This window comes from Ignavibacteriales bacterium, assembly GCA_026390595.1.
In the GTDB taxonomy this organism is placed as follows: domain Bacteria; phylum Bacteroidota; class Ignavibacteria; order UBA10030; family UBA10030; genus UBA9647.
Genome location: JAPLFQ010000025.1, coordinates 97512 through 112767, shown reverse-complemented (window position 1 = coordinate 112767; position 15256 = coordinate 97512). Strand labels below are relative to the sequence as shown.

General features: G+C 52.9%; 10 protein-coding genes. 8 read left to right on the top strand and 2 right to left on the bottom strand.

The annotated features are described in order from the left end of the window. Positions 1 to 64: 64 nt before the first annotated feature. On the bottom strand, positions 65 to 1060 hold the full coding sequence (locus tag NTU47_14390) for a hypothetical protein (protein MCX6134998.1): 996 nt from the start codon (positions 1058 to 1060) through the stop codon (positions 65 to 67). After that, positions 1057 to 3321 (bottom strand): TonB-dependent receptor, encoded by a 2265-nt coding sequence (locus tag NTU47_14385; protein MCX6134997.1) that lies wholly within the window; start codon positions 3319 to 3321, stop codon positions 1057 to 1059. The genes NTU47_14390 and NTU47_14385 overlap by 4 nt, the downstream gene beginning before the upstream one ends. A gap of 322 nt (positions 3322 to 3643) precedes the next feature. Between NTU47_14385 and NTU47_14380 the strand changes: the two genes are divergently transcribed. From NTU47_14380 to NTU47_14345, 8 genes are all read left to right on the top strand, one after another. Then, on the top strand, positions 3644 to 4036 hold the full coding sequence (locus NTU47_14380) for a (deoxy)nucleoside triphosphate pyrophosphohydrolase (protein MCX6134996.1): 393 nt from the start codon (positions 3644 to 3646) through the stop codon (positions 4034 to 4036). An 87-nt stretch (positions 4037 to 4123) separates the two neighbouring features. Beyond that, positions 4124 to 5041 carry an A/G-specific adenine glycosylase gene (locus NTU47_14375; GenBank protein MCX6134995.1) on the top strand — a complete coding sequence of 306 codons (918 nt, stop codon included), beginning with the start codon at positions 4124 to 4126 and terminating at the stop codon, positions 5039 to 5041. A gap of 8 nt (positions 5042 to 5049) precedes the next feature. Continuing rightward, positions 5050 to 5691 carry a hypothetical protein gene (locus NTU47_14370; protein MCX6134994.1) on the top strand — a complete coding sequence of 214 codons (642 nt, stop codon included), beginning with the start codon at positions 5050 to 5052 and terminating at the stop codon, positions 5689 to 5691. Positions 5692 to 6812: 1121 nt separating this feature from the next. Beyond that, positions 6813 to 7202, top strand: coding sequence for a hypothetical protein (locus NTU47_14365; protein MCX6134993.1), 390 nt, complete (start codon positions 6813 to 6815; stop codon positions 7200 to 7202). A 5-nt stretch (positions 7203 to 7207) separates the two neighbouring features. Further along, entirely contained in the window at positions 7208 to 7705 is a 498-nt protein-coding gene (locus NTU47_14360; protein MCX6134992.1) for a YajQ family cyclic di-GMP-binding protein, read from the top strand. Then, positions 7706 to 9295 carry an N-acetylmuramoyl-L-alanine amidase gene (locus NTU47_14355; GenBank protein MCX6134991.1) on the top strand — a complete coding sequence of 530 codons (1590 nt, stop codon included), beginning with the start codon at positions 7706 to 7708 and terminating at the stop codon, positions 9293 to 9295. A 488-nt stretch (positions 9296 to 9783) separates the two neighbouring features. Further along, entirely contained in the window at positions 9784 to 12930 is a 3147-nt protein-coding gene (locus NTU47_14350) for a carboxypeptidase-like regulatory domain-containing protein (protein MCX6134990.1), read from the top strand. A 139-nt stretch (positions 12931 to 13069) separates the two neighbouring features. After that, positions 13070 to 15232: a hypothetical protein gene (locus NTU47_14345; GenBank protein ID MCX6134989.1), complete on the top strand. Its 2163-nt coding sequence runs from the start codon at positions 13070 to 13072 to the stop codon at positions 15230 to 15232. Positions 15233 to 15256: the final 24 nt, after the last annotated feature.

Genomic DNA, 15256 nt, shown 5'->3' with positions numbered 1-15256 from the left:
TCTCCTGAACGATGGTCTTTCGATTTATTGTTTTTCCCGGTTGCGGACAAGGCGTTGGGGTCTGTCAACGATAGTTGTACCCAAAGGACCTTACGTAGTTGAAATCAAGAAAGAATAATGACTGGTTCACAAAGTATGTGCCGAAAATCCCGATCCCTCCCCCGATATTGGAGTACACCAGTTGATCGACGCGTACCGAAAACTGATCGAGCGAGCCGTGGACGCTGGAGTAGTACTTCGACAGCGGCGTGTCGTATTCCATGAGCACAAAGGTCGCTCCGTGAACTCCGTAATTGCTCTTTTGCGGATCACCGGCCGAGATGTTCGCCATCGCTGAATCGATGGCAGCAAAATCAAACGTCAAGGAAGTCTCCATCGTATACGACGGATAGAGAGCCGTCGGACCTTTCGATCCGGCAAAGTACTTCAGCGGAACCTCTATTGTGCCCATCACCTCCGCAGAGCCTACCATCTTGGCATAGGAGATCACGAGCCGCGGGAAGAACAAGTGAGGATCGGTTGCAGCACCGTTATCCCAGCTGAGCACCCAGTTTTTGACTCCCGGCGGGAAGTTCATTCTTGGATTGATGCCCTGGGGAAAATCGAAGGACGAAGCAACAGGGCGGATCGCCGGAGCCTCCGTTTGAGCGGTCAATTTTCTCCCATCGGGAAGAGTCGCCGTAATCGATATTTTGTCGGACGGCGCAGGGAGCGGCATCCGGCCGTAGTAGGAGTGCTGCTTCGAACCGTACCGCAGGGAGTCGGGGTTGAATCGGAGACTGTCCTTCATCGGATATTCCCGGCCGTTGACCGTTACCCTCAACGAAGCCCCGACAACCGAAGGATCGTTTGTGTTGACTGACGGATCGAACCCATCCACGTCGTACACCCTCGCGAGCAATGCGCTCACTGTCGAAGACGGCCTGCCTGCGGTTGCCTGAACATAGCACTGTAATACGTATTCATCGCGCGTAACGGCTTTGGGATTGAAGGACTGATCGCATCCCGCCGACATCAGCAGTACGAAGCCTATGATCAGTATGATTCCCCTGCGCATCATAATTCGACCTTCAACGAAACGGAGGGAAGAATCCGTAGCATATACACTGCTTTTCCCGTGTCACGGTTGAAATAGAAGACGTTCTTGTTGTCGTAGACATTGATGAGGCTGATTCCAGCCGTGATGTTCGCGTTCTCGATCTGGAATTTTCTGCTGAGACTGAGGTCAAGGCGGTGGTAGGCCGGAAGCCGTGCTGAGTTTCTGCTTCCCCAAACTGTGGACGGCTCCACACTTCCTCTATCATAGTTGGAAGACCAGGGTTCGAAATCGACCCGATCATAGTACCCGGCGATCGGTGTAAAGGGCATACCTGAATGGACGGACCACGTCGCGCTCGTCTGCCAACCGGATCCGAGTTCATACCCTACAAGCACATTCATCGCATGACGTATGTCGTACCTCGGGAAGTACCATACTCCGTTTCTAACCTTGAACGCCCAGCTCAGCGCATATCCGATCTTGGCATACATTCTGCCGGGCTGGTACAATGTGAGCAATTCGAGACCGTACGACTCCCCGTCGACATTCACGAAATCCCGGTCCTTCTCGGTGAATTTTCTCTCATTGATATCAACGAGGTTTGCGATGGGTTTGAAGTACCCAACGAGTTCCGTCGTCAAATCATCTCTCCATTGCGTTTTCATCCCCAGCGAGAAATGGGCTGCGCGGGCGGAGTTGAGGTAATTGGGTGTGATCACCCAGGGCTCAAAAACGGAAATCAGTTCGCTCTCATCAGAGAGCGTCGTCATTTCCTGTGAGTACCATCCGAATGACCCTTTGAACGAAACCGAGGGTGTCAACCGATATGTTAAACTCCCGCGGAGTTCGTAGAGGAGCGGGCGATACTCCGAGACCGCAACGAGCTTGAACCGGATGCCGATCGTAAACCCGATATTGTCCCACCGATAGAACCTGTAGTCAGCGTACGCGCTCAGGTCCACACCGTGCTGGTCGACCGAGAGTTTTTTCCCGTACAGGTTCTGCAATTCCAGCGACGTTGAAAGAAATTTGTTCTGCCACCCGAACACGAATTCATCTTTGCTGTCATACAAATAGGTGAAGTCCCAGTCTGCCGTGAAATCCGACACGCGGTTTTTCCGCGGTTTGGCCTGGCTCAGGTTCGGATACAGTTCGGCATCAAATCCGCTGTACGAAATTGACACCACGGAGTAGAGCGGAGTCGACCATATCTTGTGCCAGTTCAAACCCAGGATCCTGTTGCGGATCAGGTAGTTTTCCTGAAACGGGTCGTCGTTGATCACCTGGTCGCCGCTCAGAAATCCGTGAAAAGCGAACCGGCTGTTTTCGTCGATGTCCGGATTCGCGTAACTCAGCTTCCAGGACAGGTCATAGAAATCAAACGGAGAGTCCTGGTTTCTCAGATAGTGTTTCATCACCGAAGCGTACCAGCTCTTCCTCCCCGTCACCAGAAAAGAGCCTCCCGAAATAGGGCCTTCCAACGCTACCTTGCCGGCGAGCAGTGTTGCATTCGCCGTCTCCTGGAAGCGGTTCCGGTTTCCATCCCGCGTCACAACGTTCAATATAGAGGAGAGTCTCCCCCCGTATGATGGAGGGAACCCACCTTCGTGGAATTCGAGCAGCGAGACCATTTCAGGGTCCACAACGCTGAAGATCCCCAGCGTATGAAAGGGACTGTACACAGTTGCGCCATTCAGAAGAACGAGGTTCTGGTCGCTTCCGCCGCCGCGCACGTAATAGCGGGCGCTGATATCGCTTGTTGTGGCCACTCCCGGATTTGACTGCAACACACGGAAAATGTCCGACTCGACTCCCGGCGGCACCATGGCAATTTCCTTTGTCGAGATCTTCTGCAGACCAAGGTTCGCTTCATTCGGGCGCGCCGGTCTCTCTCCGACAACAAGCATCTCCTCTTTTTCGATGACCGTTGCCGAAAGCTGAATATCTTTCTGGAGGATCTGGTTTTCGCGTACAGTAACCGTGTGCTCCTTTGTACGAAATCCGACCTGGGAGACCATCAACACGTACGTGCCGGGCGGGACAGAGGAGATGTGATAGAACCCGGACGAATTCGTGGAGGAACCGAGTGCTGTTCCCCGGAGGACGACATTTGCATACGGGATCGGCTGGCCATTGGAAGAATCCGTGACTGTGCCTCGGATTCTCCCCTGATCGATCGCTGCCTGGGAAAATGCGGGGGGACCGATCGCGGCCATCGACGTGAGAAAGAGGAACACCACGTACCTGCGCGGATGAGAACGTTTTCGTAATACTCGTTGCATGAAATCCTGAATTGTACTGATGACGTTCGCTGCGCTCCCACCTTCTGTGCAGCGCGGGCTCCATCGGGGGCAGAGCTGAGGCTTCGGTGAGGCTGGTAACCTAAAGTAGAGAGAATCCTTCAGACCTGCAATTGCGTGAGGTGACATTCCGTTATCAACCTGGAGAAGCAAACCGCCAAGAGCGCGAAGAGCGCCAAAAAGAAAAAGATGTTGCTCAGTTCTTGGATTCTAAACTTTTCGCGTTCTTGGCGGACTTGGCGGTTCGTCTTCATTTACCGCGCAAGTTGGAATTTCATGGTTCATTCGGTATATTTTCCAACATATGACACGAGCAGCGGTCGCCATCATTCAGAACGGCAAACAAATACTCATTTGCCAGCGGAAAAAGACATCCCGCTATGGACTCAAATGGGAGTTCCCTGGCGGAAAAGTAGAAGAAGGAGAATCATTCTTCGATTGCATGAAGCGCGAACTGCGCGAAGAGCTCTCGATTGCGGTTGAGAGATTCGATCGGTCGGAGTCACAGATCAGCAGGTATGACGATGGCGGAGTTTTTGAAGTCATGTATTTTTTTGTGTCACGCTTCGAAGGCACTCCGGTTAACAACGCCTTCGAACAGATTCGCTGGGTCACGCTCCCTGAGCTCAGGTTGCTGGACATACTCGAGGGGAACAAACCCATTGTTTCACGTATGAATGAAGCGATATTCCAGTAGAGCTGCTGTGACCTTTTGGAATGGTGATTATCCATTTTCCGTTGACCGTTGGCCATGATTCATTATCGCGCTCGAAAAGACAACCAAATGACCAAACCAGTTCATCGGGAAAATCGGAAATCGAAAATCATCCTGTCACTCCTGCGCTGGTATCGGAAGCATGGGCGCGAACTTCCCTGGAGAAACGAAAAAGATCCGTACCGCATACTCGTGTCGGAGGTAATGCTCCAGCAGACGCAAGTAGCCCGGGTTCAGGCCAAATATCCGGAATTCCTCAAGAAATACCCCACATTCAAGAAACTGGCGTCCGCCGGGACTTCAGATGTAGTGCGGGCCTGGCGCGGAATGGGATACAACAATAGAGCGATTCGTCTCCACGCCCTTTCTCAGAAAGTCGTTCGTGAGCATGGCGCAAAACTCCCGCACAGAATCGAGGACCTCAGGAAATTGCCCGGCATCGGGCGCTACACTGCTCACGCCATAGCATGTTTTGCATTCGGCCAAAGAGTCCCGGTCGTGGACATAAACGTTTTTCGCGTCATGGGCCGGCTCTATCCTGTGAACAACAAGGAGACTCTCCACACACCACATATTGTGTGGGAACTCGCGAGTGCCCATCTCCCCCGCTCAAACGCTCACGACTGGAACCAAGCCATGATGGATCTCGGTTCTACGATCTGCACAGCTGCGCGGCCGCGTTGCGGAAGCTGCCCATTGAAAAGGTATTGCCCGAGCGCCCATGCCGCTCCGCAGAAGCTCTTGCGACGATCCAGAATTGAACCTGGCCGAAACGGAATCCCCAATCGGATCTACAGGGGAAAAGCAATTGAAGTTCTGCGAGATCTGAAGGCAGGTGCGTCAATGAACTCCGCATCTCTGGCGCGCAAAGTCGTGACTGACTTCACGCCGCGGGATCGGCCCTGGTTCCGCTCTCTTCTTCAAAGCCTCGAGCGCGACGGCATGGTCAGGTTGAGGGGCAAAACAAGAATCTCTCTATCTGACTGAGGAGGTCTTTGAAAACGAAAGCCCGCGAACAGGCTCTGACTGATTTGAAGTTGCTCCATGAAGCCAGAAAGGAAGCAATCCGCAACCGGCTGGGGGACTTTCGTCGCGTGAACCCATCCAGTTACTTCTATGAGATGGCATACTGTCTCATGACACCGCAGACGAGCGCGGAGAGTGCGGGAAAAGTTGTCGAAGTACTCCAGAGACTCTCCTTTCACTCAAAGCCCGTTGAACCCGAGCCCATCCTCCGCAACCGCGCCACGTACATTCGATTTCACAGAACGAAGTCACAGCACTTGTTGAGGCTGAAAGATGATTTTCCCGTCGTGTTGGAATTTCTTTCGAGCAACGCTCCCGCTTCTGAACTTCGCGAATGGCTCGTGAAGAATGTGAAGGGATTGGGATATAAGGAAGCGACCCATTTTCTTCGGAATGTTGGTAGGAACGGCGGATTGGCGATCCTTGACCGTCACATCCTGCGAAACCTCAAGCGGTACGGTGCCATCCGCTCGCTCCCCAAAACGCTTTCGCGAAAACACTACCTCTCCATCGAGCGACAGTTCATGCGTTTCGCAGACCGGATAGGAATTCCACTCGACGAACTCGACCTTCTCTTCTGGAGCATGGAAACGGGAGTGATCCGGAAGTAATGATGATTCCATCCTCGACGATCACGTATTGTCAACGAAGTATTTTGTCTTTGGAGCGGGGACAATCGGGAGCGCCGCAGCGTTCGACTTCGCGCTACCTCCGCACGCTGAATAGATGACGACTAGTGTCGCGTCTCGCATGTTCCTTATTTTAGTCGTACGGTTGAACTTCTTGCACCACAGAATGCAACCCGAGGATCACAATCGAGTTTTTCCTGCAATCTCAGTACAAAGCAAAACACACACCCCTTCCGCCCAACAAGACGGCGGACGAGTACATCCCCTCTCCCCACCACGCCGGCCATCACACAGAGGGGACTCTTTGTGCGCGATACAAGAACGTCACGTCCCCTCTCGTGCGAAACCACGTGGGTTGTGGGAGGGGAGCAGAAGGGTGTGTGCCTTTTCGTGATAGCCTGAGTTGATGTCTGCTCAGATCTCTGCGTCGTGATGTGGACGTATTCAAGGTTCTTCCGAGACGCAACACTAACAGTGACCGAAGAACCTACAGCGTGGACTATTCGATGCAGACAATCGTTCATGGCTCAGATCCTTCGCTCCCGCCCCATGAGAGGTGTAACGAAACGGTACTAATGAGACACCTCGAAGCACTGTCTGAGAATGAGACACTTTCTCGCCTCTCTGTTTCCTTTCTATGGGACCATCTCCAACAGAGGCCGTTCCTCCTGATTATCTTGGCTTCTCGAGGAATCTGTCGATGAACTCTCCCACCCAGCCCGCAAGCAGGGTTGACCATTGCGGGCCAATTCTGGCAATTCGATGGCTCGCATTGGAGCAGGCAGTCCTTTACCGCATTCGGTGCCCGATAATCCGGTGAGACGTGGTGACCGCATTATTGAATCCTCAGCCATTGATTTTTTCGATGAGAATAACAATATTACCGGTACAGCATCGGATGGGTGCTAACCCGTTTTCGTTTTCCGCTCAACCCATTGCGGGCGAATGAATTGCGAGACGGTGCGTTGATCCGCCCGAAGTTTGCGTGACGTTTGAAAATCTTTTGCGAATCACGTGCAACACGCGGCATCAAATTTGAATTAACTGCTGAGATCACGGCAGCGGTCTTCCGGGTTGCCACCATAACTCGAACGAGTTGACCTATGGGACAAACTCAGCTTTTCCTTGTTGTTCTGGGCATGATGCTCATCGGCATCGCGATTTATGTCGGCGTGAGCATGTTCTCAGCCAACACGGTTGAGGATTCGCGGAATGCAATCATCGTTGACCTCCAGAACTTCGCGGCGCGCGCCAATGCGTACTACTGGAAGCCGCCGACACAGGGCGGAGGTGGCAAGAGTTTCACCAACATTTCTATGTCGCAGGTCTATCCGATGAGCGAGAATGCAAATGCGGCGTACCACATAGAAAGCGCTCAGGATGACCAGTGTGTAATTTCCGGGGTCGGCAAAGTCGTCACCACAAACGGGGATTCTATCCGCGTCCGTATCCGCGTCACCACGCAGCGCAACATTGTTGAGATTATCAATTAACGTGCATGGCCCAGCAGAATTCATTTGACATAGTCTCCGAAGTCAATCTCCAGGAAGTCGACAACGCCCTCAATCAGGCCCGCAAAGAGATCATCCAGCGATACGATTTCAAAGACTCCAAGACGCAAATCGACTTCAATACCAACGAGAAGCAGATTACCCTCCATACCATCGACGAGTTCCATCTCAAGAGCGCCGTCGATATCCTCCAATCCAAGCTGATAAAAAGAGGCGTGTCGATCAAAGCGCTGCGCTATGGTCCCATGGAGCCCGCGACAGGCGCCACTGTCAAACAAGTGATCACACTCGTGGTCGGGATCGGCAAGGATGATGCCCGTGCAGTTGTGAAGATGATCAAGGACTCAAAGGTCCGAGTACAGGCCCAGATCATGGAGGATCAGGTCCGAGTGAGCGGGAAGGACAAGGATGATCTGCAGTCTGTGATCCAGCTGCTGCGCGATGCCGACTTATCGTTCCCTGTGCAATTCGTTAATTACCGATAGATGACCAGCACTCGTTTTTCTCTTTCCGCTGCAGCAGTCCTGGTTTTCCTGCTCTGCTCTCCCCCTTTCATCGCACTCGCCCAGAACACTTCGCTTCGTATCCAGTTCGGCGACAAGATGACGACGGTCCCCGGCTATGACAGCGCCGGAGTCGTATTCATTTCGGTGCAGGAGTACGCGGCAGCGATGTCGCTGCCAAGCGCGAAAAGCCCGGAGCGGCGAAAGATCGAAGTCCGCCTTCCAAATCACCGCGTGAAAGCTACCGCCGGAAGCCCATTCCTGGTCATCACGGATATCACAACGAGCATCTCTTCCGTGTATCAGGTAACGAGGGGCATCGTGCTCAAGGATAGTCTGTTCTATGCGCCCGCGTCCGAATTTGTCTCCCTCCTTGAGCGTCTCTCCCCTCTCGGCGTGTCGCTGCAGACAGATTCGAGATTGGTGACCAAGGAACCGGTGGCCGCTGAATCCCAGTTTGATGTCACAGGACTCTCGATAGAATCCCGTCAGAACGGATATCTCCTCACCATCAAAGCGCCCAGAAAACTCGGCACGTTTGACGCGTTCCTATCGCATGATGGCTGGCTCTACGTCACGATCAACGATGCACAGGCCGATACAGTGGCCCTCAGCCGCTTCAAGGCAGTCGATGCCATTCGCAGGGTGCTGGTGTTCCAGTCGCCGACGTCAGTTCAGCTGACGTTTCAGGTTTCGCCCGATATCGTCCAGGTCGACCCGTTGATCGACAGCCAGAACTCGAACCTGCTCATTGCTCTTCATACACGAAACGCCGTTCCAAAGGAAGAACCCGAGAGCAAAAAGGCGGAAGCAGTCAAAAAGCAGGGAGAGACGCAGGACAAGTTGCAGCGCGCACGTGATCGCTCCAGGCTGGATGTGATCGTCATCGACGCAGGCCACGGGGGGAAGGATCCCGGAACAATCGGCGTGAGCGGAACCCGCGAGAAGGATGTGGCCCTGGGTGTCGCGCTCAAACTCGGAGAGCTTATCAAGCAAAACCTGAAGGATGTGGAGGTCGTGTACACCCGGAAGAACGACACGTTCGTCGAGCTCTACCAGAGGGGGAGAATTGCGAATGACGCTGAGGGAAAGCTTTTCATCAGCATCCACTGCAACTCAACCGAGCGGAAGCCTTCCTCTGCGAACGGATTTGAAATCTACATCCTCCGCCCCGGCAAGACTGAAAGCGCAATTCGGATTGCCGAGAAGGAAAACGACGCGGTCAAGCTCGAGGATAACTACAAGGACCGGTACCAGGAGTTGACGGAAGAGAACTTCATTCTCATCACCATGCGCCAGAGTGCTTTCATTCGCTACAGCGAGGAATTCGCCGCGCGAGCGAGCGAGGCGATGGCGAACCTGTTGAAAATTCAAAACAGCGGTGTCAAGCAGGCGGGATTTCTGGTCCTCGTGGGAGCTTCCATGCCGAATGTACTTGTCGAAACAGGCTTCCTCTCGAACAGGCAGGAGGAAAAAATCCTCCGCAGTCAGGAGGGGCAGCAGAACGTCGCTCATGCACTATTCGAAGGGATCAAACAGTACAAAGAGGACTACGAAAAAGCACTTCAGTAGCTTGTCTGCCTGACTACCATAATTGACAAGTTCATTGTTCAGCTATGCTTCCATCTTACATTTTCATTTCTCCAGCTGACTCTGCAAGTAGCCCATCTCCAGTGACATCTCAAGTGAACCGCCTCTACGTCTTACAGGCAAGGGCACTAGCTCCCGTTCATCCCTCTTCGTCCCATTAAAACCTTCATGATTTTCGATTGTGCTATTCGGATTTTATTTCCAACATCGTCCGGTGTGAGGGCTCTGCACGCACTCACGCACAATTCGCGTATCCATCGAGATGACAGCGCTCATTCTCCATTTACGGTGATTGCGAAGGGACTGAGACAGCCTCATTTCGCTTGACATCCTGACGAAGTTTTTCAATATTCTCGCAGGCTACTATTCGACCATGCAGGCGTGGAGCTCATGCTGCATCACTCTCACTATGCCCCCCTTTTTGGATACTACTCTTATTGATCTTACAATCGTATCAGGAGAATAATGATATGAAGTCCGTTAGATACGTCCTTAGCATCTTGTTACTGTTCTCGGCTTCAGTCGCCTGGGCGCAATCGGGCAAGATAGCTGGAAAAGTAGTTGATGCGCGGACGGGAGAAGCGATCGTCGGTGCGAACATCGTAGTGGAAGGCACGCTGATTGGTGCCGCGTCCAACTTCGAAGGGTTCTTCACGATCTTGAGCGTCCCGCCGGGCACCTACCGTATCCGCGCCTCCGTTCTGGGCTACACTCCCTCCACCCAGATCGACGTACGTGTGAACATCAACCAGACCACTCAGATGGAATTCAAGATGAGTGAGCAGGCCATCCAGGCGCAGGAGGTGGTTATTGTTGCCACACGCCCTGTCGTTGAACGGGACGTTGCCGCAAGTCGGGCGAACATCACCGCACGGGAAGTGGAAAACCTGCCGGTGTCTCAGGTGTCCAGCGTCATCGGACTTGAAGCCGGCGTGCAGGGTCTTACAATCCGTGGAGGAGGCTCTGAGCAGACTGCATTCATGGCAGACGGTCTGACGATGAGGGATGAGAGGAACAATCAGCCATATACTGCTATCAGCCTTCTCGCTGTCCAGGAATTCCAGATTCAGACCGGCGGATTCAGTGCAGAGTATGGCAACATCCGCTCCGGCGTAATCAACGTTGTCACGAAAGAGGGAAGCCCCAAGAAATACAACGTTGGCATGCAAGCGCGCATGAGCCCGCCAACAAGAAAGTACTTCGGAATCGCACCGAATGATGCGAGTTCGTACTGGGTGCGCCCCTTCCTTGACAATGCTGTCGCGTGGACCGGGACGAACAACGGAAAGTGGGACCCCTGGACGCAGGAACAGTATGCGGTCTTCGGCGGATGGAACGCAATCTCACAGGCACTGCTGAGCGACAACGACCCCACAAACGACCTCACGCCAGCAGCGGCACAGGATGTCTGGAAGTGGCAGCACCGGAAGAATTTTGACATTACCAAGCCCGACTACGATATCGACTTTGGCCTTGGCGGACCTGTTCCCGGAGGCGAGGGTCTTGGAAACCTCCGGTTCTACGCGTCATTCCGAAGTCAGAACAACCAATTCGCCGTCCCACTCTCACGTGACGGCTACAACGACTATAGCACGACGTTGAAGGTCACCTCCGACCTTTCGAACACGATGAAGTTGATGGTCGAAGGAACCGTTGGTCGAAATGAATCGGTGGATATCAACCAGACCGGCACCTACGGGAGCTTCAGCTCCGCGGCTACCGAAGGCAGCGTTATGAACCGCGTGAGTTACATTGACACACGCCTGTTCACGACAGACTATTGGGCACCGAACAGTGTCAACCGCCAGATCATTGGCGCCAAGCTTACGCACGTCATCAGCCCGACAACGTTCTACGAAGTCGTAGCCCAGAGATTCGCCTCCCAGTACAGCACCAACCCGGGACGGACGCGCGATACGTCGCGTATCTACAAGTTCGGAAACAGTTACTATCTCGACGAAGCACCCTTCGGGTTCTTCCCTACTCCGGGAGTCACGTCACTGACCGGAATCGAAGGCATGCGTATGGGTGTCGGCATGAGCAACGCTCGCGACAGCAGCAAGATTACATCGTATACCCTGAAGTTCGACATTACCAGCCAGCTCGACCGGTTCAACGAGTTCAAAGGAGGGATTGAATTCGCTTACACAGACAACGCCGTCAACTATGGCTCCGTTGACATGGTGCTGGCAACAGGCAGATCACTCTCAAACTGGCATACTTATCCCACGAGGTTGGAAGCTTATGTAAAGGACAAGCTCGAGTTCGAGGGCATGGTTGTTGACGCCGGGCTCCGTTTTGCAATGTCGCACGCCGGCGGAGAATGGTTTGTCTACGACCCCTACACGAGGCTTTTCCAGGGTTTACAGTCGTTCGGAATCGACACATTGCTGCAGAAAGAGCCAACCAAGTATGTCATGACCGTGATGCCACGGTTGAACATTGCCTTCCCGATCACGGATAATGCTAAACTCTATTTCAACTACGGTCATTTCCGCTCGATGCCTCAGCCGGAAAACCTGTACCTGATCAGGCACGAAACCGCGAGTTCGAATATCGTACGACTCGCGGACCCAAATCTCCAGCTGGAAAAGACTGTTGCGTACGAGCTGGGATTTGAGAACAATATCATGGACATGTTCCTCCTGCGCATTGCTGCCTACTACAAGGATATCAGCAATGAGCGCACGACCACCGAGTACATTGGCTACAATAACACGCCGGATTATACAGTTTCGACGAACAATCTGTACGAAGACGTTCGTGGTTTTGAAATTACGCTCAGGAAAAACCGCGGAAACTGGATTCAGGGTTTTGTGAACTATACGTACATGGTCAGCACGAGCGGTCGCTTTGGATGGGCCGTCCAATACCAAAACGCTGTGGATCAGAGAAACTACCAACGCACAAACCCCGTCCAGTCCAAGCCGATCCCACAACCGTACGCACGCGCGAACATCGATTTCTTCACGCCTCTGGATTTCGGTCCCACATTTGCCGGCATCAGTCCTCTCGCAGACTTGCGCCTCAGCGTACTCGGCTCGTACAGTTCCGGCTTCTATTTCACCTATGTTGGCGGCGGGTCATTCCCCGGCGTTTCAAACAACCTTCAATGGAAGAACCAGTTCGGCCTGGATATCCGCGTGAGTAAGAACTTCACCCTCTTCGATCGCGTCAATCTCATGCTCTTCATGGACGTCAACAACGTCCTGAATCTCAAGCAGCTGACGACGTATGGTTTCGTGGATGGTACGGATTACGACCGCTATCTGAAATCGCTGCACTTGTCGGAAGATATGAATCAGTACTACGGCCAAATTCCAGGCAGCGACCAACCGGGTGACTATCGCAAGGCGGATGTTGCGTATCAGCCCATGGTATTCACCAACAAACTTACCGAGGTCGCGACCAAGTACGCCACGCCGATTTACTATGAATATACAACCCGTTCATATTTCCGCTGGGTCAACAATGCATGGCAGCCCGCAAATCAAAGCGAGGTTGACCAGGTAATCAAGGACAAAGCCTATATTCATATGCCGACGCAGGATTGGTGGAACTTCCTCAATCCACGCGACTTCTACTTCGGCCTGAGAATGTCGTTCGATCTGTTCTAGTGAAGAAGTTTCACGCAAATGCGCAAAGCCGCAGAGAAAGACCAGATACAAAAACAACTTTGCGTTCTTTGCGGCTTGGCGTGAGAATTTTAGAAAAGACGAAATTTCCTGAAGTGCGTATCAGTATAATGAGGAACTTATGAACAAGCTTATGAAGATAACAACGATATACTTTTTCTTCCTCGCGACGATGGTCATGCTGGTTATGATGAGCGACCGAGCACAGGCCCAGGGACAGGTCAAGTGGATTCAGGTCGGCTCGCTCCACAACTGGTATTCTGAAAAAGGCGGGGAAATAGAGGAAGGAAATGTCCTCGAGCAGCAATATGGCTTGCGCTGGCCGGCATTGGTCAACCGAGCTGACAATCAGGCTGCAAAAGGGTTCTGGATGGGCGCAAAGAATTTCACGGACCAGAATGGTACCAACTGGGATACAAAGGTCATTCAGCTTGGACCGCGGTGGAACGGCAACAATCAGTTCTATCCGAAGACGTTTGATGTGTACGCCCAGTTCGATCCGCCGCTCGTGTTCGTAGACGGATCCCCTTCTTTCTCTAATCCGGAGGAGATCAAAGCTGTCACCGACACGCTCAAATCGGACCGGATGATCTACAATAAGGCTATCACCGGTCTAGGCATCACAATAGAGAGAAGAATCTACGCGTTCGGGCAGCAGTATCACGACAACTACCATATCATGGATTATACGTTCACAAACACGGGCAATCCTGAGATAGGTCTGACGGCGAAGACCCTGACTGGCGTCACGTTTTACTGGCAGTTCCGGTATGCGACTGGAGGAACCGGCCCAGGATATCAGGTTAACAACTCCGCCCGCTGGGGGATCAATGCAATGAATGATGCCCGGGGATTTCCACAGGACACAAAGAACAATTTGATTCCCGCATCGGAGAATGATGTCAGGGTCATGTACACATGGCTAGGCTTTCATAATGCATCGGCCAAGCCGACGGCAGGAAGTTCACCGAACGCAGCGACCTTTGATAACATCGGCGAGCCGATCTTCAACCCGTCGCTGTCACCTTCGGGCTTTCTTCAAGCCTCCGACACAAATTGGCGCCTCGGCGGAGCACAGTTCGCGGGGAACGGACCACTCTATGCGGACAAATCTGCGACAGAGCGCGTGAACGATCCGAATCAACCAACGACCACAAGTTTCATAGCCTCGGATGATCCAATCACATCAAACGCCGACAAGCAGTTCAACAGTGACGCCATGAAGTTGCAGTACGCGAAAGGGGTGGAAGGGCACGCTCCTCGCCATGCGTGGCTTGTTGATCCCGCCGGAAAGTTCTCAGAGCAGACAGTGATGGGCAATATCGGCGATGGCGCTCCGGGCGGCTGGTCGAATGGAACGGGGTACGGCCCGTACACGCTCGCACCAGGACAGAGTGTGAGGATCGTCTTGGTAGAAGGTGTCAGCGGCCTGACGTTTGATCAGTGCGTGAGTGTAGGATTACAGTACAAACGAGGGACAATCACCACCAAGGCGAAGAATGATTCCGTTCTCTCTGGTCGCCTGAATTTGTTAGAAACAGTACGACGGGCGGCGGCGAACTTTAAATCCGGATTCAATATTCCAAAACCGCCTTATCCGCCAGCGACATTCAATGTGCGCGGCGGCGGTGATCGCATTGCACTGACTTGGGACCCCAATCCAAAGGAATCTGCAAATGGATTTGCGGGGTACAAGGTTTATCGGGCAACCGGTCGGATCGACAGCACGTACCGATTGGTGTACCAGTGCGGTGGAACGAAACCGAGCGATGCAAACGTAAAGTATGACGCGTCCAAGACGTATGCATACAACGATGTCGCCGCGACCCGGGGTATCTCGTACTACTATTATATCTCGTCGTTCGGAAATCCAATTGCCGCCGATCCGGTGACGCGGACACCTGCCGGCGTGCTCGAGAGCAACCTGTTCTACACCAGGACATACGACCCGGCATTCCTTAAGCGGCAGGCCGGAACGAGCGCGAGTCAGATTCGCATTGCCCCAAATCCGTATGTGATTTCTTCGAGCGAAAATACACTTCGGTTCCCAAGCGAGCCGGATAAGATTGCATTTTTCAATATCCCCGGCAACTGCGTCATCAGCATCTACACCGAGCTCGGAGAGCTCATTAAAAAGATCGTTCACGAAGACGGAACGGGTGATGCATACTGGAATTCCATCACCTCTGCCAACCAGGTTATCGTGAGCGGTATTTACATTGTTGTTATTGAAAACAAAGACACTGGTGAGAAGACGATCAAGAAGCTCGTCGTCGTCCGATAAATATTACACCACTCATTTGATAGG